Genomic DNA, 18769 nt, shown 5'->3' with positions numbered 1-18769 from the left:
TCGGTCCGAACGATTCTACTCGTACCGAGATCGGGAGGGCGAGATGGACGCCAGCAGCATCGCATCGGAGCACGACGTGGTGATCGTCGGGGGCAGCCTCGCCGGCTGCACCGCGGCGACGCTGCTCGGTCGCCAGGGCCTGCGGGTGGCCCTCGTCGAGCGGCAGCCGGACCCCGCGGCGTTCAAGCGCCTCTGCTCCCACTTCATCCAGGCCTCGGCGGTCCCGGCGCTCGAGCGCGGCGGTCTGCTGGAGCCGATCGAGCGGGCCGGCGCGCTGCGGCCTCGGACCCGCGCCTGGACCCGCTGGGGGTGGATCGAGCCGCCGCCCGACTCGTCGCTGCCGGCCGGGGTCAACCTCCGCCGCGAGCGGCTCGACCCGCTGCTGCGCACGATCGCCGCCGAGACCCCGGGTGTGACGCTGCTGACCGGCCTGACCGCCGACCGGCTGGTCGAGCGGGACGGGGCGGTCGCCGGCGTCGAGGCCCGTGAGCGCGGCGGCCGGCGGTACCGGCTGCGGGCGCCGCTGGTGATCGGCGCCGACGGCCGCGGGTCGCGGACGGCCGAGCTGGCCGGGCTGCTGCCGCAGGTCCGGCCCCACGGGCGGTTCGTCTACGGCGCGTACTTCGAGGGACCAGGCCCGGAGACCGCGCCCGACGGCACGATCTGGTTCCTCGACCCGCGCTGGGCGGCGGCCTTCCCGACCGACGACGGCACCACGCTCTACGCCTTCATGGCGCCGCACCGCGAGCTGCCGGCCTTCCGCCGCGACCCCGCCAGCGCGCTGCGGGCGGCGATCGCCGGACTGCCCGACGCGCCGCCGATCGCCGGCGCCCGGATCGTCTCGCCGGTGCTCGGCAAGCTCGACATGCCGAACCTGCGGCGGGGACCGATCGCGCCCGGCCTGGCCCTGATCGGCGACGCGGCGCTGGCCGCCGACCCGCTGATGGGCGTCGGCTGCGGCTGGGCCTTCCAGTCGGCCGAGTGGCTGGCCGACGCGGTCGCCCCGGCGCTGCGCGGCGAGCAGGAGTTGGCCCCGGCCCTCCACCGCTACCGCCGCCGCCACCGCCGCGGGCTGCTGCCGCACGACGCGTTGATTCGCGACCAGTCGAGCGGCCGGCCGCTGAACGCCCCCGAGCGGGCGCTGTTCGCCGCCGCGGCCGGCGATCCGCGGGCGGCGCGGGTCTTCGAACGGGTCGCCAGCCGCTGGTCGAACCCGCAGCGGTCGCTGGTGGCCGCGGTCCCGACGATCGCCGCCGGCCGGATCCGGCGGGCGGCGGAACGGGCCCGGGGTCGGGCGGCGGGCCGGGCGGGGGCGATCGCGTGAGCGCCGTGGTCCCCGTCCCGCTGACCGTCGCCGGGACCGCGGTCCACTGCGCCCAAGCCGGGCCGGCCGACGCTCGCGAGGCGGTGCTCTTCGTCCACGGCAACCCCGGCACGGCCGACGACTGGACGGCGCTGGCCGCGGCGCTCGGCGACCACGGGCGGGCGGTCGCGCTCGACCTGCCCGACTTCGGCCGCACCGACGCGCCGGCCGGCTTCCCGCACACCGTCGAGGCCTACGCCGGGTTCCTCGACGAGGCCCGGCGGGCGCTGGGGATCGACCGCGTCCACCTGGTGCTGCACGACTTCGGCGGGCCGTTCGGGCTGGCCTGGGCGCGCGATCACGTCGCCGACCTGGCCAGCGTCACCCTGATCGACACCGGGATCCTGCCGGGCTACCGCTGGCACGCGCTGGCCCGGGTCTGGCGGACGCCGGTCCTCGGCGAGCTGTTCCAGGCCCTGACCACCCGCCGCGGGTTCCGGGCGGCGATCGGCCGCCGCGAGCCGCGCGGGCTGCCGCCGGCCTTCGTCGAGCGGATGGCGGCCCACTACGACCGGCGGACGAAGCGGGCGGTGCTGCGGCTCTACCGCGCCACCGACGTGCCCGACGTGCCGCCGGAGGAGCTGGCCGCCCTGGCCGCGCTCGACATTCCGGCGCTGGTGCTGTGGGGCGCCGGGGACCGCTACCTGCCGGTGGCCTACGCCGAGCGCCAGCGGGCGGCGTTCCCGTCGGCCGAGGTCCACGTGCTGGCCGACAGCGGCCACTGGCCGCACGGCGACGCGCCGGCGGCGGTCGAGCAGCGGATGGTCGCGTTCCTGGGGCCGCGGCTGAAGTAGTTACCGTGCGGTAACATAGCCTCCATGACGACGCCCACCGCCCCGCCGGAGGCGCCGACCGCGGCGCCGATCCGGCTCCTGACCCCGGCCCTGCACCAGGTCGCCTCGCGGCTGGACCGCTGGCGCTCCGCCTCGCGGCGGCCCTTCGACCGGCCCGAGCGGCTGCGGCCGCACGTCGGCGGGCGCCGCTACGGCTGGACCCACTACGGGGTGATGATCCCCGACCTGCCCGACCCGCACCGGTTCTTCATGGTGATGTCGTTCCTCGGCGCCACCGGCATCCGGGCGTTCGACAACGACCACCTGGTCGACGGCGACGCCCGCGCGCTGGCCACGCTCCACTCGGGGACCGCCGCCGCCACTCCGCACCACTACCGCGGCTACCGGATCGGCCGCGACGTCGAGGCCGCCGCCGACGGCTCGCTGGTGCGCTTCGGCGACGACCTGGAGCTGCGCGGCCGCTACCCGCGGGTCGACCTGCGGGCCCGCTACGCCGACGTCGAGCTCGACCTGCGGCTGGAGGTCAGCGACCGGGTCTCGTGGTTCACCCGCTCGCCCTTCTACGACCACCTGAGCCTGCTGAGCACGTACGAGGGCGAGATCCGCCACCGCGGCGAGCGGCAGGCGGTGGCGGGGCTCTGCACCTACGAGCACGCGGCCTCGTTCGGGCTCCACAGCGTCCGCCGGCGGGCGCCGATCCCGCCCCGCTGGAAGCTGCCGCTGACCCTCTTCACCTACCAGATCGTCAACCTCGACCCGACCACCCAGCTGCTGCTGGTCGACACCCGCACGATCGCCGGCACGCTCCGCCGCGGCGCCTGGATCCGCAGCCTCGACGGCTCCTCGCGGGCCTACGACGACGTCGACTTCACGCCCGCGCCCGACGTCCCGCCGCGGACGCTGACCGATCCGCTCGGGCGGCCGATGGACGTCCCCGAGCGGTTTCGCTGGACGGTCCGCGACGGCGGCCGGACGCTGCTGGAGCTCGACGCCACGCTCGCGACCCCGCTCCACTTCGGCCACGGCCGCGGCTACACCGGCGGCTTCGACGCGCGGGTCCGCTGGCAGGGACGCGAGCTGGAGCGGCCGGGCTACCTGGAGTACGTCGACGTCGGCGCCTGACGGGCTAGGGTGGGCGTTCGCGTGAGCGAACCGAGCGCCCCCCGCCGCCGCCTGCCCCGGGCCGACCGCCGTCGCCAGCTGCTCGACGCGGCGCTGGCCGAGTTCGCCGAGCGCGGCTACGCGGCCGCCTCGATGAACGCGATCGCCGAGCGGGCGGGGATCACGAAGCCGCTGCTCTACCGCCACTTCGACTCCAAGGACGGGCTCTTCGCTGCCTGCCAGCAGGAGGTCGGCGAGGCGCTGGTGACCGCGGTCGAGGGGGCGATGGCCGCCGCCCCGCGCTCGCTCGAGCTGCCGGCGCGAGTGGTCGGGGCGGTGCTGGCCGCGCTCGAGCCGGACCCGCGCCGGTGGGCGATCCTGACCGATCGCACGATCCCGCTCGACGGCCCGGTCGGGGCGGGCGCGCTGCGCTACGTCGGCCGCCTGCGCGAGCTGGCCGGGGAGGGGATCGGCGAGCTGCTCGGCGCCGCCGGGCTGGAGGACGCCGACGACCGCGACGCCGCGACCGCCGCCTGGATCGCGATCGTGACGGCGGCCGTCGAGTGGTGGCTGGTCCACCCGGGGACCAGCGCGGCGGCGATGGAGCAGCGGGTGCTGCGGATCCTGCGCGCGCTGCGGGCGGCGCCGGCCTAGCCGGCCTAGCAGGGCACCAGGATCAGCGAGCCGCCGGTCTGGCCGGAGAGGTCGGCCTGGTAGCGGACGCAGCTGCCGGTCGGCCCGCGGCCGCCGCCCCCGCCGCGACTGGGGCGGCGCAGGTACAGCTGGGCCTCGTCGCGGGCCTTCAGGCGGCCGGCGCTGGCGGTCAGCTTCAGCGGGGTGGCGCTGCGGGCGCGGCGGCTGAGCGAGACCCGGATCCGCGCCGTCCGCCGGCCGCCGGCCGCGACCGACTTGATCGTCGTCGCGCGCGGCGACGCGGTCAGCCCGCGGGCCGCGGCCAGCCGCAGCCGCACGCGGCCGGTGGGGGCGTCGCCGTCGTTGCCGACGGTGACGGTGATCGTCCGCCGCTGGCCGGGGGTCAGGACCTTCGGCACGCCGCGCAGCTTCACGGCCAGGCTCGGCTGGGCGGCGAGGTCGAGCGGGCCGACGGCGTCGAAGACGTTGGCCGGGTTGCCGGCCTCGGTGAGGGTGGCGATCACGCAGTCGTAGCGGCGGCCGGTCAGCTGGCGGCTGGCGATCGCGAACCGCTGGACGGTGCCCTCGTCGCGCTTGTCGGCCTCGCCCTTGGCCGCGGCGGGCGCGCCGGCGGCGTCGTAGCGCAGCCAGCTGGCTCCGAACTCGTCGCTGTAGGACCCGAAGCCGGCGGCCGGGTAGCCGTTGCAGCCGCTGGCGGTGCGCTGGCCGGCGAAGAGGGTCAGGAACGACCGCGTCGGCTCGCTCGGCGCGGCCCGGAAGCGGACGGCCCCGACCAGCTCGCCGCGGCGGCGGTCGTAGGAGAGCCCGATCGCGGTCAGGTCACGGGCCGGGTCGGCGGCGTCGCCGGCCGGGTCGGCCGCGGTGGCGACGTAGCTGGCGTGGGCGGCCGGGACGGCGGTCAGGCCGACGACCGCGGCGACGGCGATGGCGACGACGGGCGTGCGGGGGGACACGGCCGCCAGCGTAGTCCCTGCCCGCCGCTCGCGTGGCGGTTCGCCCCCGCCCACCCGGCTCGCGTGGCGGATGCGCCCCGAACGCCGGGGGTCAACCGCCACGCGAGGATGGTGGGGGTCAGCCGCGGACGCTGATCGTGCGGCGGCCGCTCGCCTCGGCCGTCCGCGCGGTCACCCGCAGCCGCAGGCGGCCGTGGCGGCGGAGCAGGGCGCGGCCGGTCGTGGTCAGGCGCAGCCGCACCCGGGTGGTGGTCGCGGGGGCGATCGTGGCGCGGCCGCGGGCGACCGTCCGCCAGCGTCCGCCGCTCTGGGCCTGGCCGCTGACGGCGACCGTCGCCGGCGCGGCGCCCGGGTTGCGGATCGCCACCCGCACCACGCCGCCGCGGGCCCGCACGGCGCGGCGGCTGACGATCGGGGCCGCCGCCGGCTCCGGCTTCGCGCTCGGGTCGACGGCGACCTGGGCGAAGGCCGGCGCCGCCGGGCCGGGGGTCATCGCGTTGCCGCTGTCGGCGAAGCGGCCCGGCTGGCAGTCGAGGTCGAAGCGGGTCTCGTTCTCCAGCAGCGCGCGGAGGAAGACGCTGCCGGCCGGGGTGACCGCCGCCGCGCCGTCGCCGCCGGGGATCCGGGGCAGGCTGGCCGGCGCGGCCTGGGCCGCCTGCAGCCGCGGACCGGCGCCGGCGGTGACCGTCGTCGCCGGCAGCCGCACGACCGCCTCGAACGGGGTCGCGCTGCGGAACTCGCCGAGCCCGCCGACCGCGATCCGGGTCCGGGCCGCCGCCCGGGCCTCGACCACCGTCGTCGCGCGGGTCGCGCCGGCGGTGGCCAGCGCCGCCCAGGCCCGCACCGGGACCTCGTTGTCGCCGGCCTTCAGCAGCCCGGCGTTGTAGCCGTACTGGGGCATCCAGGCCGGCAGCTCGGCGGTGAACGAGGCCCCGCGCAGGGTCGCCGTCCCGCCGGGGGCGACCGGCGCCGGGGTCCAGTCGCCGCTCCAGCGCAGGTCGAGGTTGCGCCAGAAGCCGTCGAAGCTGTAGCGGCAGGCGCTGGGGACGGTGGTCTCGGCGGCGGCCGCGGCGGGCGCGGCCGACGCCGCCGTCAGCGCCAGCGCCGCCACCAGCCCGGCCGCGACCCGCCGCCCGCGACGGCGATCAGCCACGGCGGAGGCTGACGGTCAGCGTGGTCGCCTTCTGGTACTTGCCCTTCTGGCCGCTGGCCGCCCGCAGCGAGAGCTTCACCTTCACGCTCCGCTTGGCGGCCAGCAGCGCGCGGGCGTCGCGGCCGAGCTTCAGCGTCAGGGTCCGGCTCTTGCGCGCGCCGACCCGGTAGCCGGTCCACGGCACCGCCGTCACCACCCGGCTGCGGCGGCCGACCCGCTGCTTGCCGGCGGTCACGATCCGGATCTGGCCGCTGGCCTCGATCAGTCCGCCGTTGGCGACCTTCACCACCACCCGCCCGCGCTTGGCCGTCAGCTTGGCGGCGGCGGTGGTGACCGGGGGCGAGGGCACGGGCGGGGCGGCGATCCCGGTCGGCGGCGCGTTCTCGTCGGCGTAGGCCAGCTCGAACGGCTGGGCGCGGCCGGCGGTGAAGGCGTCGCCGGCCTGGATGAAGCGGCCCGGCTGGCAGTCGACGTCGAAGAGCGTGCCGTTGGTCAGCTTGGCGCGGATGAAGACGCTGCCCTTGGGCGTGATCGGCCCGCGGTCGTTGCGGCCCGCGATCGTCGGCAGCGTGCCGGGCGGCGCCTGCTCGAAGGTCACCTGCTCGCCGTGGCGGCCGGGCGCGGTCCAGACGCTGTCGGGCAGCGGCACCGTCACGTTCAGCGGCGTCGAGCCGGCGTAGACCTCGCCGCTGCCGTCGGTGGTGATCGTCGTCTCGGCGTTGACGTTGGCCTTCAGCACCTGCACGCCCTGGGCGCTGCCGCGGCCGGCGACCGCCACCCAGACCTCGGCGCCGATCCGGTTGGGACCGGCGTTGAGGTGGCCGAGGTTGAAGCCGTACTCGCTGATCCACTCCGGCAGCGTCGCCGCGACCGCGGTCCCGGCGAGCCGGAAGCCGGCCCCGGGCGGGGCGTAGGCCGAGGGCTGTGCGCCGCCGGCGAACCGCAGGTCGAGGTTGCGCCAGTAGCCGTCGATCGCGTAGTGGCAGGCGTTCGGCGTCACGCTGTCGGCGGCCGACGCCGAACCGGCGGGCACCAGCAGCAGCCCCGGCAGGGCGAGCGTGATCAGCGCGCGGCGGGCGGCCGCACGACGGCGTGGGGGCATGGCGGAGAACCTCGCTGTGACGGGGCCCGACGGGGGCGGGAGCGCCCGCGTGGACCGCGGATGGGAGCCCGCACGACCGTGCGGCTTATGCCACCCTAACAGTGGCAACCCTAACTCTGGTCCCGCCACCCGCCGCACCGCCGCGCCTTGCCGCTCTCGTCCGACATCCGACCACCCCGCTGGGACCCCGACGCCCGGGCCGCGGCGTGGCACGTCGAGGTGCTGCTGAACTGCGCCCTGCGCGAGGCCCCGGGGGCCGTGGTCGTCGACGAGCCGCTGACGGGCGAGGACCATCCCGCCGGCGCCGCGACCGCCGTGCTGCCGGTCCGCGAGGGGGCCGCGCGGGTGCTGGTCGCCCTCCGCTACCGCTCGCCGACCGGCCGCCACCGCTACCAGCTGCCGCCGCGGCTGCAGCTCGGCGACGGCCCGCCGGTCGCGGTCGAGCTGCCGCTGCTGGCCGCGCTGGTGGTCGACGCGCTCGGCGGCGCCCGCGGCGGCGTCGGGGCGCGGCTGTCGGTGCTGGAGCGGATCGCCCAGAGCCGCGAGGCGGTCGCCGGCTTCCTGGCCGAGCTGCCGGAGGACGAGCAGCCCGCGATCGGCGGCGCCTTCCTGCCCGCCGAGCAGTCGCTGACCCTCGGCCACCCCTTCCACCCGACCCCCAAGAGCCGCCGCGAGATGCGCGCCGACGAGCGTCGCCGGCACTCGCCCGAGTCGCGCGGCCGCTTCGCGCTCCGCTGGCTGCTGGCCGACCCCGCGCTGGTCGCCCACGACAGCGCCGTGCGCGAGCCCGACGGCCCCGGCGAGCGCCCGGCGCCGGCCCTGGTCCGCGACCTGCTGGCGGCGGCCGCCGCCGACGGCGACCAGGCGGCGGCGGCGATCCTCGAGCGGGCCGACGACCGCGGCGCGCTGATCGTGCCCGCCCATCCCTGGCAGCTGGCGCGGCTGCGCGAGCGCGACGACGTCGGCGGGCTGCTGCGCGACGGGCGGCTGGTCGACGCCGGCCCCGCCGGCCCGCCGCTGGCGGCGACGACCTCGGTCCGGACGGTCTACGGCGACCACTGGCCCTTCCAGCTGAAGTTCTCGCTCGACCTCAGCGTCACCAACTCGGTCCGCGTGACGCTGCCGCGGGAGCTGGACCGGGCGGTCGAGGCGGCGCGGCTGGCGCGGACCGTCGTCGGCGCGCGGATGGCCGCGGCGGCGCCCGACTGGCGGGTGGTCCACGACCCGGCCTACCTGACGATCCGCGACGGCGACGGCCTGATCGACGGGCTCTCGGTGCTGCTGCGCGAGAACCGCTGGCCGGTCGGCTGCGGGATCGACGCGGCGGCGGTCACCACCCTCTGCCAGGACGACCCGCGCAGCGGCCGCAGCCGGCTGGCGCGGATCGTCGAGCAGCGGGCCGCGGCCGACGGCGAGCCCCCGGCGACGGTCGCCCGTCGCTGGTTCGCCCGCTACGGCGAGGTCCTGATCGGCTCGATCCTGCGGATCTACCTGGACGTCGGCCTGACCTTCGAGCCGCACCAGCAGAACGTCGTGCTGGAGCTGGAGGACGGCTGGCCGGTGCGGGCCGTCCACCGCGACAGCCAGGGCTACTTCCACCGCGAGGCGGCCCACGCCGACCTGACGGCGATCGTGCCCGGGCTCGGCGAGGCGACCGAGTCGATCTTCCCCGAGGCGCTGGCCGACCAGCGGCTCGTCTACTACCCGTTCGTCAACAACGCGCTCGGCGTGATCGGGGCGCTCGGCGCCGCCGGCCTGGTCGACGAGCGGCTGCTGCTGGCCGACCTACGGGCGCTGATCGAGCGCGAGCGCGAGCGCGGCGGGCGCTACCCGGCGACGCTGCTCGACCGGCTGCTCGACGACGACCGCTGGCCCTGCAAGGCGAACCTGCGGACCCGGGTCGAGGACCTCGACGAGCTGGTCGGCGACATCGCCGAGCAGTCGGTCTACGTCACGATCGCCAACCCGCTGCGGACCGCCGTCGCGGCGGCGGCGGAGGTAGCGGCGTGAGCGACCGCGTCCGCTTCCGGCCGCTGGCGCTCGACGGCGACCTCGACCTGGTCCACGGCTGGATGCAGCAGGACCACGTCGCGCCGTGGTGGAACCTGCGCGGCCCGCGGGACGCGAGCGAGCGGTACCTGCGGGCGGAGCTGGCCCGCGACCACGTCCGCTCGTGGGTGGTCGAGGCCGACGGCGCTCCGGTCGGGTTCGTCCAGAGCTACCGGGTGGCCGACGATCCGCTCGCCGCCGCCTACGCCGCCGGGCCCGACGACCGCGGCTGGCACGTGCTGCTGGGCGAGCGCGAGCGGCTCGGCGACGGCACCGCCCGGCGGCTCGGCCGCGACCTGCTCTGCGGCCTGCTGGCCGAGCCGGGGGTCGCCCAGGCGGTCTGCGAGCCGGACGAGCGCAACGGCCGGATGCGCCGCTTCTGCGCCGCGCTCGGCGGCGAGGAGGCCGGCCGCTTCCCCTTCGACGGCAAGCCGGCGGTGCTGGTGCGGTGGACGCGCCGGGCGGTCGCCGAGCGCTGGCCGCGAGCGCTGGCCGCCGCCGAGGCGGCCGGCCGCCGCTGGGACGCACTGGGAGAGGGGACGCGGTGAGCACCACGCAGGAGCAGCCGCTCGACGTCGTCGGGGTCGGGCTGGGGCCGTTCAACCTGGGGCTCGCCGCCCTGCTCGATCCGGTCCCGGGCCTGCGGGCGCGGTTCTACGACGCCCGCGACGCGTTCTCCTGGCACCCCGGCCTGCTGCTGGAGGACGCCGAGATCCAGGTCCCGTTCCTGGCCGACCTGGTGACGCTGGCCGACCCGACCAGCCGCCACTCGTTCCTCAACTACCTGCACCAGCACGGCCGCCTGTACCGGTTCTACTTCCGCGAGCGGTTCCACCTGCTGCGGCGGGAGTTCCAGGCCTACTGCCGGTGGGTCGCCGAGCAGCTGGAGAGCTGCCGCTTCGGCCATCGCGTGGTCGACGTGGCCGAGGCCGCCGACGGGCTCTGGGAGGTCCACGTCCGCGGGCCGCAGGGGATCGAGGTCGTCCGCGCCCGCCAAGTGGTGCTCGGGGTCGGGATGTCGCCGATCGTGCCCGAGTGCGCGGCCCGTCACCTGGCCCGGCCCGGCGACGTCGGCCGGGTCGACCAGCCCGACGCCGCCGGCTGGGCCAGCGCCCGCCCGGCCGCCGCCGACGGCAGCGTGCTGCACTCGGCGGCCTACCTCGACCACCGCGAGCGGCTGCTGGCCGCGCCGTCGGTGGTGGTGGTCGGATCGGGGCAGAGCGCGGCCGAGGTCTTCCTCGACCTGCTCCAGCACGGCGCCGCCGCCCGTGGGCCGGCCGCCGGCGGACCGGCGCTGGAGTGGCTGACCCGCAGCCGCGGGTTCCTGGCGATGGAGTACTCGAAGCTCGGGCTGGAGCACTTCACGCCCGAGTACGTCGACCACTTCCACGCCCTCGACGAGTCGCGCCGGGACGAGCTGCGGGCCCAGCAGGACCTGCTCTACAAGGGGATCTCGGCCGAGACCAGCGCCCGGATCTTCGACCTCCTCTACGAGCGCGGGGTCGACGGCGACGACCCGCCGGTCGCCTACCGCGCCCGCACCGAGCTGCGGGGCCTGGAGCGCGACGGCGACGGCTGGCGGCTGACCGTCCAGCACCTCGACCAGGAGCGGGCCGGCGAGCGGCGGGCGGCGGCGGTGGTGCTGGCGACCGGCTACGGGGCGGCGCCGCTGCCGCTGGCCGCCGACCTGGTGGCCCGCGACGGCCGCGGCCGGCCGCAGGTCGAGCGCGACTACCGACTGCGGCGGGCCGACGGCGCCCCGTCGCGGCTGTTCGTCCAGAACGCCGAGCTGCACGCCCACGGCGTCGGCACGCCCGACCTGGGGCTGGCCGCCCACCGCAACGCGACGATCGTCAACGCGATCGCCGGCCGCGACGTCTACGCGGTCCGCTCGCGCAACGTCTTCCAGTCGTTCGGGCTCGACGACGGCGACCCGGCCGACGCCGCCGCCGCGACGCCGCTGGCCGCGCCCGCCGCCGACCGCGCGCCGCGCGGATGAGCGGGCTCGATCCGCTGCTCGGGGCGCTGACGCCCGAGCGCTGGGCGACGGCCAACCGCGAGCTGACCGCGAAGCTGCTGACCGAGCTGGCCTACGAGGAGCTGCTGGCGCCGGAGCCGGTCGCGCCGCTGCCGGACGACCCGCCGCTCGGCCACGAGCACGGCTTCCGGCTCGCGCTCGGCGAGCGGCTGACCGTCGGCTTCCGCGCCCGTCGCCGCTCGCTCGGCGTCTGGCGGGTCGACCCGGCGTCGCTGGACTACGCGCTCGACGGGGCGCCGCTGGCCGAGCTCGACGCGGTCGACCTGGTGGCGCTCGGGGCGCCGGCGATCGGGGCCAGCGCCGAGACCACGGCCGGGCTGGTCCAGGAGCTGTCGAACACGGTCCTCGCCGACGTCTGGGGGGCGGCGGTCGCGCGGCCGGCGGCGGAGCTGGTCGACCTGCCCGCCGACGAGCTGGAGGGCGAGATGCGCGGCCACCCGTGGATCGTCGCCAACAAGGGCCGGATGGGCTTCGACGGCCACGACCTGCTGGCCTACGCCCCCGAGTCGCAGCCGCGGCTGGCGCTGCCGTGGCTGGCGGTCCGGGCCGAGCGCGCGCAGACGGCGGCCCTCGACGGGCTCGATCACGAGTCGGTGATCGCGGAGCAGGTGGGGGAGGAGGGCCTGGCCGAGCTGCGCCAGCGGGCGGCCGCCGCCGGCCTCGATCCCGACGCCGCGCGGTTCCTGCCGGTCCACCCCTGGCAGCTGTCGGAGCGGGTGCTGGCGCTGCACGCCGGCGACCTCGCCCGTCGCGACCTGGCCGTGCTCGGGCCGCTCGACCGCCGTTACCGGCCGCAGATCTCGATCCGGACCCTGACCGACGCCGACGACCCGGCGCGGCGGGCGATCAAGCTGCCGCTCTCGATCCTCAACACCTCGGTCCACCGCGGGCTCCCGCGCGACGCGACGCTCGCCGCGCCGGCCCTCAGCGCCTGGTTCGGCGGGCTGGTCGACGGCGATCCGTTCCTCCGCGAGCAGGGGCTGGTGGTGCTGGCCGAGGAGGCCTCGATCAGCGTCGCCCACCGCGCCTTCGAGCGGATCGCCGGGGTCCCGTACCAGCACACGGAGATGCTCGGGGCGCTCTGGCGCGCGCCGCTGGAGCCGCGGCTGCGGCCCGGCGAGCGGGCGATGACGATGGCCGCGCTGCTGCACCGCGACCCGGCCGGGACGGCGCTGGTCGAGCCGCTGATCGCCCGCAGCGGGCTGACGGTCGGCGAGTGGGTGGCGCGGCTGCACCAGGTGGTGCTGCCGCCGCTGCTGCACGTGCTCTACCGCTTCGGGGCGACCTTCTCGCCCCACGCCCAGAACTGCCTGCTGCTGCTGCGCGACGGGGTCCCGGCGCGGCTGGCGGTCAAGGACGTGGTCGACGACGCCACGATCACCAGCGACCCGCTGCCGGAGCTTCGGACGATGCCGGCCGCGGTCCGGCGGGCGCTCGGCGACGGCGTCGAGTCGATGATCGCCAGCCAGTGGATCCAGTCGGGGCTGCTGGTCTGCGTCTACCGCTACGTGGCCGAGATCCTGGCCGACCGGCTGGGCTACGACGAGGCCGCCTTCTGGGCCGCCGCCGAGCGGGCCGTGGCCGGCTACCAGGAGCGGTTCGCCGACGAGCTGGGCGACCGCTTCGGGCTCTTCGACTTCGAGGCGCCGGCGTTCGTGAAGCTCTGCCTGAACCGGGTCCGGATCGTCGGCCGCGGCTACGCCGACGACCCCGAGCGCCCGATCGCCGCCGCCAGCGGCTTCGTCCCCAACCCGCTCGCGCCGTGACCGATCCGCCGACCCCGCTGCTGCCCGAGCTGGTGGCCTACGCCGAGCACGACCCGGCGCTCGACCGCCGGCTGTGGTCGCGGCCGGTGGTGCCCGAGCACGACGCGCCGCTGATGACGGCCTGGATGAACAAGCCGCACGTGGTCGAGTTCTGGGCGATGGCGTGGCCGCAGGACTGGATCCACGACTACCTGGTGCGCCAGGTCGAGGACCCCGGCCGGCAGCCGTACCTGGGCTTCGTCGACGACGTGCCGGTCGGCTACATCGAGGTCTACGACCCCTTCCGCGACGTGCTCGGCAACCACGCGCCGGTCCGCGAGGGCGACCTCGGGGCCCACGTCCTGATCGGCGAGGAGGAGCACCTGGGCCGCTACAGCGTCGCCGTCGGCCGCGCCGTCGCCCGCTTCCTCTTCGCCCGCCCGGGGGTCCTGCGGCTGGTCGGCGAGCCCGACGTCCGCAACCAGAACTTCCTCTCGCTGCTGGCCTTCCTCGGCTTCCGCAAGCAGACCGAGATCGACCTGCCGGACAAGCGCGCCGCGTTCATGGTCTGCGAGCGCGAGGACTTCGAGCGGCTGGCCAGCCGCCGCCGGCGGGTGACGCGATGAGCGCGGTGCTGCGGCTGGAGGCGGTCGTCAAGCGCTACGGCGAGCGGACGGCGCTGCACGGCGTCGACCTGACCCTCGACCCCGGCCAGGTGGTCGCGCTGCTGGGCCCCAACGGCGCCGGCAAGAGCACGATCGTCGGCCTGGCGTCGGGGATGCTGGCCGCCGACAGCGGCCGGGTGACGGTGCTCGGCGAGGACCCCCACCGCCAGCGGCGGGTGGTCCGCCGGGCGGTCGGCGTGGCGGCCCAGGAGATCGCCCTCTACCCGGCCCTGACCGTGCGCCAGAACCTGCGCGCGCTCGGCGAGCTGTACGGCCTGCGGGCCCGCGCGGCCCGCGCCCGCGCCGACGAGCTGCTGGTCCGCTTCGGGCTCGAGGAGCTGGCGGGCCGGCCGACGGTCGAGCTGTCGGGCGGCCAGCGGCGGCGGGTCCACGCGGCCGGCGCGCTGGTCAACCGCCCGCGGCTGGTGCTGCTCGACGAGCCGACCGCCGGCGCCGACCCGCGGACCCGCGACGCGATCCTCGGGGTCGTCCGCGACGTCGCCGGCGAGGGCGCGGCGGTCCTCTACACCACCCACTACCTGCCCGAGGTCGAGCGGCTGGACGCCGACGTGGCGCTGCTGGAGGGCGGTCGGGTGGTCGCCGCCGGGCCGCTGGCGACGATCGTCGCCGCCCACGCCGAGCCGGTCCTGGAGCTGCGCTTCGTCGGCCCGGCGCCGGCGGCCGCGCGGGCGCTCGCGGGGGCGGCGGTGGAGGAGGCGGACGGCGGCGCGCTGGTGCGGGCGCCGGCGGCCGATCCCGGGACCGCGCTGCGCGAGCTGCTGGTGGCGCTCGGGCCGGAGGCGACCGCGCTCGACGGGGTCGAGATCGTGCGGCCGTCGCTGGAGGCGGCCTACCTGGCGCTGACCGGCCGGCGGGCGGCGGCGGAGGCGGTCCGGTGACCGGCGTCGGCGCTCTCGTCCGCAACGAGCTGCGGATCCTCCGCCACGACCCGGTGCCGGCGGTGGTGCTGGTGGCGATGCCGATCGTGCTGATGACGCTGCTCAGCAACGCGATGAACCTGACGGTCGCCGACGAGGGCTACCTGGGGGTCACCGGCTCGGCCCAGACGGTCCCGGGGATGGCCTGCGTCTTCGCCTTCTTCGCCTCCGGGATCCTGGCCTTCGCCGTCTTCCGCGAGCACGGCTGGACGACCTGGCCGCGGCTGCGCGCGGCCGGCCTCTCGCGGACGACGCTGCTGGTCGGCAAGCTGGTCGTCCCGGCCGGGCTGCTGGCGCTCCAGCACGTGGTGCTGTTCGGCTTCGGGGTGCTGCTGCTCGACCTCGACAACGCCGGCTCGTGGTGGCTGGTGGGCCTGGTCGCCACCTGCTTCAGCCTGGTGGTGCTGACCGCCGGGCTGGCGGTGACGGCGCTGCTCTCGACCGTCCAGCAGGTCAACGCGGTCACCAACCTGGGGGCGATGGTGCTCGGCGGGCTCGGCGGCGGCTTCGTGCCGGTGCGGACGCTGCCGGAGTGGGTGCGGCCGATCGCGCCGGCCTCGCCGGTCGACTGGGCGATGGACGCCTACCGGGCGGTGATCCTCGACGGCGTCGGCGGCCGCTACTGCGGTCCCGACGCCGGCTGCCGGCCGCTGAGCGACGTGCTGGTGCCGTGCGCGGTGCTGCTCGGATTCGCCCTGCTGCTGGGCCTGATCGCGCTCGTCTTCCTGCGTCCGGACCGGCCCAAGCGGACCTGGGGCTGAGCCGGCGGACGGATTTGACGCGCAAGAGTTAGGGTACCCGTCTAAGGGCACCCTGATAAGGGTGCCCGAAGGTGACCACCGACAGGAGCAGAACCGCAGATGAGCAACCTCCCACGCCGCGCGGCGAAGACCGCCGGGGCGCTCGGCGCCTCGGCCGCGATGGTCGCCGCCGGGATCGGCGCCGCCGCCGCTCCGGCCACGGCCTCGCAGTACGCCACCGGCTGGCAGTGCATCAGCCCGTTCGCGAACTTCACGAACGGCACCTACCCGGACGACCCGCCCGCGCCGGACCGGATCCTCGACTCGCTGGCCGTCGCCGTCGCGCGCCCGGACGGCGAGGCGATCAGCGCCGAGAAGGGCAAGAAGCTCACGCTCCGCGACCTGCAGCTGTCGCTGGCGTTCAAGGACACCCGTCCCGCGCTCGAGATGTACCGCCGGACCGCCGGCGTCAGCATCAACTGGAACGGCAAGCCGGCCGAGGACCCGGCCGACCCGACCCACGCCACCAACCGCACGCTGACCGTCCGCACCGTGCCGGCCGGCACCCCCGCCGGGCAGAAGGCCGGCGGCGTCGCCGACGGCGACAGCGCCTGGTCGTTCAGCGTCGGCAGCGGCGGCAGCGCGACCGTCTACTACGTCGAGAAGCTGGCCTCGCCGTGGGCCCCGCCGTCGGCCTACGGCGGCGGCTACATCCAGCCGGCCGGGGCCCTCGGCCACCGCTACCTGTCGCACACCGGCAACAACAACTTCCCGATCGACAACTGGGTCACGATCGAGGCGACCAACACCGTCGAGAAGTACCAGACGCTGCGGGTGAAGGGCTTCTGGACGGTCAACATCCAGGACACGACGCCCGGCTCGCCGACCAACCCGGCCGGCTACAACAACGGCGGCGACACCGTCTCGGTCCCGGACCTGGTGTTCGACCTCCCGCGCAGCAACTGGACGCCGACCGGCGATGGTCCGGTCGAGTTCCGCGTGGCGCCCCCGGGCAACTCGGCGATCATCCAGGTCGAGGGCAAGGGCTACGACTTCCCCGACCGCAACAAGCCGCTCAACGTGCGGCCGTTCGGCAGCGTCTACGTGCGTGCCGAGACCGAGGCCTACGGGGCCAGCAACGACTGCATCCCGGGGACGATCGCGCTGGCCAACAACACGATCGCCAACACCTTCTTCGGGGCCGGCGATCCGAACGGCGACCCGGCCCTCGGCGACCCGGCGACGCCGGGCTTCGTGACCAGCAACAACGGCAGCCTGACCGCCGCCAAGGGCGCGACCGGCCGCTACGCGCTGACCTTCGCCGCCCAGCCGGCGATCGCCACCGCGCCGCTGAAGGTCCCCGACGCGGTCGCGGTCGCGAAGCCGTTCAAGATCGCCAGCGGCTCGCTGAAGCGGAGCACGAAGGGCCGCGTCACGGTCAAGGTGACGAACCCCAACAGCCAGTCGGCCAGCTACAAGGTCTCGATCAAGACGACCGCGAAGTACAAGGTCGGCAAGGGCGGCAAGAAGCTCCAGACGGTGACGAAGACCACCAGCGCGGTGACCGTCGGCGCCGGCAAGTCGAAGAGCGTGTCGCCCGCGCTCTCGAGCGCCGCCAAGACGCTGCTCAAGTCGCGCAAGAGCATCAAGGTCAAGGTGACCATCACCCCGACCGACGGCAAGCGCGCCAAGAAGGTCAGCAAGACGCTGACCCTCAAGCGCTAGCGCGCGCCCCGCACGGGCCGGTCGCGACGCCACGGCGTCGCGGCCGGCCCGCCGTCCTTCCTCCCTCGACCGGACCGCCATGACCTTCGCACCCGCTCGCCGCACCGCCCGCCTCGCCACCGTGACCGCCGCCTCGGCGGTCGTCCTGCTGGGTCCCGCGGCCGCCGCCGCACCGGCGGCGCCGTTCACGACCGCCGTCGCCGAGGTCTGCCGCTACAGCTTCGACCAGAACTGGCGCGACATCGACGCCACGATCGGCGGCGAGCTGGTCGACGGTGCCGGCAACCCGCTCGGCGGCTCGCTGGCCGTCGGCCAGCCGCTGCGGCTGCGCGGCGGCGCGATCACCGCGGCGCTGCCGCAGTGGGTGCTGCCGTTCGCCTACGACAGCGGGATGGTGCCGCTCGGCGACGGGTCGTTCCCGGTCGAGGCGTGGGTGGCGCTGGAGGCGACCAACACCGCCGAGGGCATCACCGCGCCGATCCACACCACCACCACGGTCCGGACCCACGTGGTGCTCGACGGCAACGGCCAGGTCGACGAGTCGCGCTCGTCGCTGACCGTCGACCGGGCGCCGCTGCCCGAGCAGACCTGGACCGCGACCGGCGGCGAGGTCGTCGTCCGCCAGGCGCCGGGCACGAAGATGGCCCCGATCCCGGTCGGCCGCAACGGCGACCTGCGGGTCAACGGCACGGCCTACATCCGGGCCCAGGTCGACTCGCTGACCCGGCTCGACCTGGACTGCACCCCGGGCCGCCAGGACCCGCCCTCGCCGCACCCGCAGGCCGGCCTGACCCACAACGACGCGGTGCCGCCGCCGCTCGGCGGCCAGACCGTCGCCGTCGCCGGCTTCGGCGGGACGGTCGACGCCACGCCGCTGACCGACCCGGTGCAGGCCGACCTGCTCGTCTCCTCGATGCCCGCCCGCGCCGCCGCCGGCCAGTCGACGACCGTCGGCGACGCCCGCCTGCGGCTGCGGCTGACGCCGGCCCAGCGGGCCGCCTGGCTCGGCGGCGGGACGGTCCGGGTCAGCGGCAGCGTCGTCGTCCACGGCGCCCGCAGCAGCAACGGCTCGCAGCCGGTCGCGATCGTCGCCACCGACGTCGACGGCTCCGGCAGCGGCGAGATCGCGCTGCCGCTGGCCGCCAGCACCTGGACCGCCGCCGGCGGCGACGGGATCGACCTGCGCGGCGACCGCACGATCACCCTGACGGCCAGCAACGGCCGGGTGCTGCAGCTGCAGCGGATCCACGCCGGCGACCCGTACCCCTTCGCCTACGTGCTCGGACCCGACCCGCTGCAGCGGATCGACAACGACGACAAGCCGGGCGGCCAGACCCCGCCGCCGATCGACGGCGGCGGGTTCGCGCCGCCGCCGAAGACGGCCAAGGCGACGACCGTCCGGATCCGCAGCAGCGCGCTCCGCCGCGACCGCAAGGGCCGGGTGACGGTCAGGCTGACCAACCTGGCCAAGAAGGCCGCCACCAGCGGCCGGGTCTCGGTCGTCACCCGCTCGCGCTACCGGGTCGGCGGCCGCAAGGCCAAGCGGATCGTGACCGTGGCGCCCGCGACCCGCTTCAGCTTGAAGAAGGGCAAGACCGCCTCGCTGCGGCTGAAGGTCGGCCGCGACGGCGCGGCGCTGCTGCGGACCCGCCGCAGCCTGGCGGTCGTGATCCGGGTCGTGCCGACCCGGGCCGCGACCCAGAAGACCGTCACCCGCAAGGCCACCGTCCGCCGCTAGGCCCGCGCGCC

16 protein-coding genes are annotated in these 18769 nt (G+C 76.4%); 13 read left to right on the top strand and 3 right to left on the bottom strand.

Going from position 1 to position 18769, the window contains the following annotated elements; translation table 11 throughout:
* The first annotated feature begins 43 nt into the window (after nt 1-43).
* The 4 genes from SH587_RS12090 to SH587_RS12075 are packed head-to-tail and all read left to right on the top strand — an operon-like array spanning nt 44 to nt 3912.
* Complete coding sequence (locus SH587_RS12090) at nt 44-1324, top strand: NAD(P)/FAD-dependent oxidoreductase (protein WP_320670871.1); 1281 nt, start codon at nt 44-46, stop codon at nt 1322-1324.
* Nucleotides 1321-2157, top strand: coding sequence for an alpha/beta fold hydrolase (locus SH587_RS12085; RefSeq protein ID WP_320670870.1), 837 nt, complete (start codon nt 1321-1323; stop codon nt 2155-2157). Before SH587_RS12090 ends, SH587_RS12085 begins: the two co-directional genes overlap by 4 nt.
* Nucleotides 2158-2181: 24 nt before the next feature.
* Complete coding sequence (locus tag SH587_RS12080; protein WP_320670869.1) at nt 2182-3279, top strand: DUF6670 family protein; 1098 nt, start codon at nt 2182-2184, stop codon at nt 3277-3279.
* A gap of 21 nt (nt 3280-3300) precedes the next feature.
* Nucleotides 3301-3912, top strand: coding sequence for a TetR/AcrR family transcriptional regulator (locus tag SH587_RS12075; protein ID WP_320670868.1), 612 nt, complete (start codon nt 3301-3303; stop codon nt 3910-3912).
* 5 nt (nt 3913-3917) lie between these two features.
* On the opposite strand, the gene SH587_RS12070 is transcribed toward SH587_RS12075, so the two are convergent.
* From SH587_RS12070 to SH587_RS12060, 3 genes are all read right to left on the bottom strand, one after another.
* The gene (locus SH587_RS12070) at nt 3918-4865 is read right to left on the bottom strand and encodes an NEW3 domain-containing protein (protein WP_320670867.1); all 948 of its coding nucleotides are present in this window, start codon (nt 4863-4865) and stop codon (nt 3918-3920) included.
* A gap of 118 nt (nt 4866-4983) precedes the next feature.
* On the bottom strand, nt 4984-6018 hold the full coding sequence (locus SH587_RS12065; RefSeq protein ID WP_320670866.1) for a hypothetical protein: 1035 nt from the start codon (nt 6016-6018) through the stop codon (nt 4984-4986).
* Entirely contained in the window at nt 6011-7120 is a 1110-nt protein-coding gene (locus SH587_RS12060; RefSeq protein ID WP_320670865.1) for a hypothetical protein, read from the bottom strand. The genes SH587_RS12065 and SH587_RS12060 overlap by 8 nt, the downstream gene beginning before the upstream one ends.
* 147 nt (nt 7121-7267) lie before the next feature.
* On the opposite strand from SH587_RS12060, the gene SH587_RS12055 reads away from it, so the two are divergent.
* The 9 genes from SH587_RS12055 to SH587_RS12015 all read left to right on the top strand — a co-directional run bounded on the left by SH587_RS12055 (nt 7268) and on the right by SH587_RS12015 (nt 18758).
* Complete coding sequence (locus tag SH587_RS12055; RefSeq protein ID WP_320670864.1) at nt 7268-9130, top strand: IucA/IucC family protein; 1863 nt, start codon at nt 7268-7270, stop codon at nt 9128-9130.
* On the top strand, nt 9127-9717 hold the full coding sequence (locus SH587_RS12050) for a GNAT family N-acetyltransferase (protein WP_320670863.1): 591 nt from the start codon (nt 9127-9129) through the stop codon (nt 9715-9717). The genes SH587_RS12055 and SH587_RS12050 overlap by 4 nt, the downstream gene beginning before the upstream one ends.
* On the top strand, nt 9714-11168 hold the full coding sequence (locus tag SH587_RS12045) for a lysine N(6)-hydroxylase/L-ornithine N(5)-oxygenase family protein (protein ID WP_320670862.1): 1455 nt from the start codon (nt 9714-9716) through the stop codon (nt 11166-11168). The genes SH587_RS12050 and SH587_RS12045 overlap by 4 nt, the downstream gene beginning before the upstream one ends.
* Nucleotides 11165-12973, top strand: a complete 1809-nt coding sequence (locus SH587_RS12040; protein ID WP_320670861.1) for an IucA/IucC family protein — start codon at nt 11165-11167, stop codon at nt 12971-12973. The genes SH587_RS12045 and SH587_RS12040 overlap by 4 nt, the downstream gene beginning before the upstream one ends.
* Complete coding sequence (locus SH587_RS12035) at nt 12970-13578, top strand: GNAT family N-acetyltransferase (RefSeq protein WP_320670860.1); 609 nt, start codon at nt 12970-12972, stop codon at nt 13576-13578. Before SH587_RS12040 ends, SH587_RS12035 begins: the two co-directional genes overlap by 4 nt.
* On the top strand, nt 13575-14516 hold the full coding sequence (locus tag SH587_RS12030; protein ID WP_320670859.1) for an ABC transporter ATP-binding protein: 942 nt from the start codon (nt 13575-13577) through the stop codon (nt 14514-14516). The genes SH587_RS12035 and SH587_RS12030 overlap by 4 nt, the downstream gene beginning before the upstream one ends.
* The gene (locus SH587_RS12025) at nt 14513-15316 is read left to right on the top strand and encodes an ABC transporter permease (RefSeq protein ID WP_320670858.1); all 804 of its coding nucleotides are present in this window, start codon (nt 14513-14515) and stop codon (nt 15314-15316) included. Before SH587_RS12030 ends, SH587_RS12025 begins: the two co-directional genes overlap by 4 nt.
* A 99-nt stretch (nt 15317-15415) precedes the next feature.
* Nucleotides 15416-17020 (top strand): hypothetical protein, encoded by a 1605-nt coding sequence (locus SH587_RS12020; RefSeq protein ID WP_320670857.1) that lies wholly within the window; start codon nt 15416-15418, stop codon nt 17018-17020.
* 79 nt (nt 17021-17099) lie between these two features.
* Nucleotides 17100-18758, top strand: a complete 1659-nt coding sequence (locus SH587_RS12015; protein ID WP_320670856.1) for a hypothetical protein — start codon at nt 17100-17102, stop codon at nt 18756-18758.
* The last annotated feature ends 11 nt before the right edge of the window (nt 18759-18769 follow it).

Origin of the sequence: Patulibacter defluvii (assembly GCF_034096925.1) — a bacterium.
Taxonomy (GTDB): domain Bacteria; phylum Actinomycetota; class Thermoleophilia; order Solirubrobacterales; family Solirubrobacteraceae; genus Patulibacter; species Patulibacter defluvii.
The sequence above is the reverse complement of the archived record's forward strand: the minus strand, read 5'-3'. Positions and strand labels throughout refer to the sequence as shown.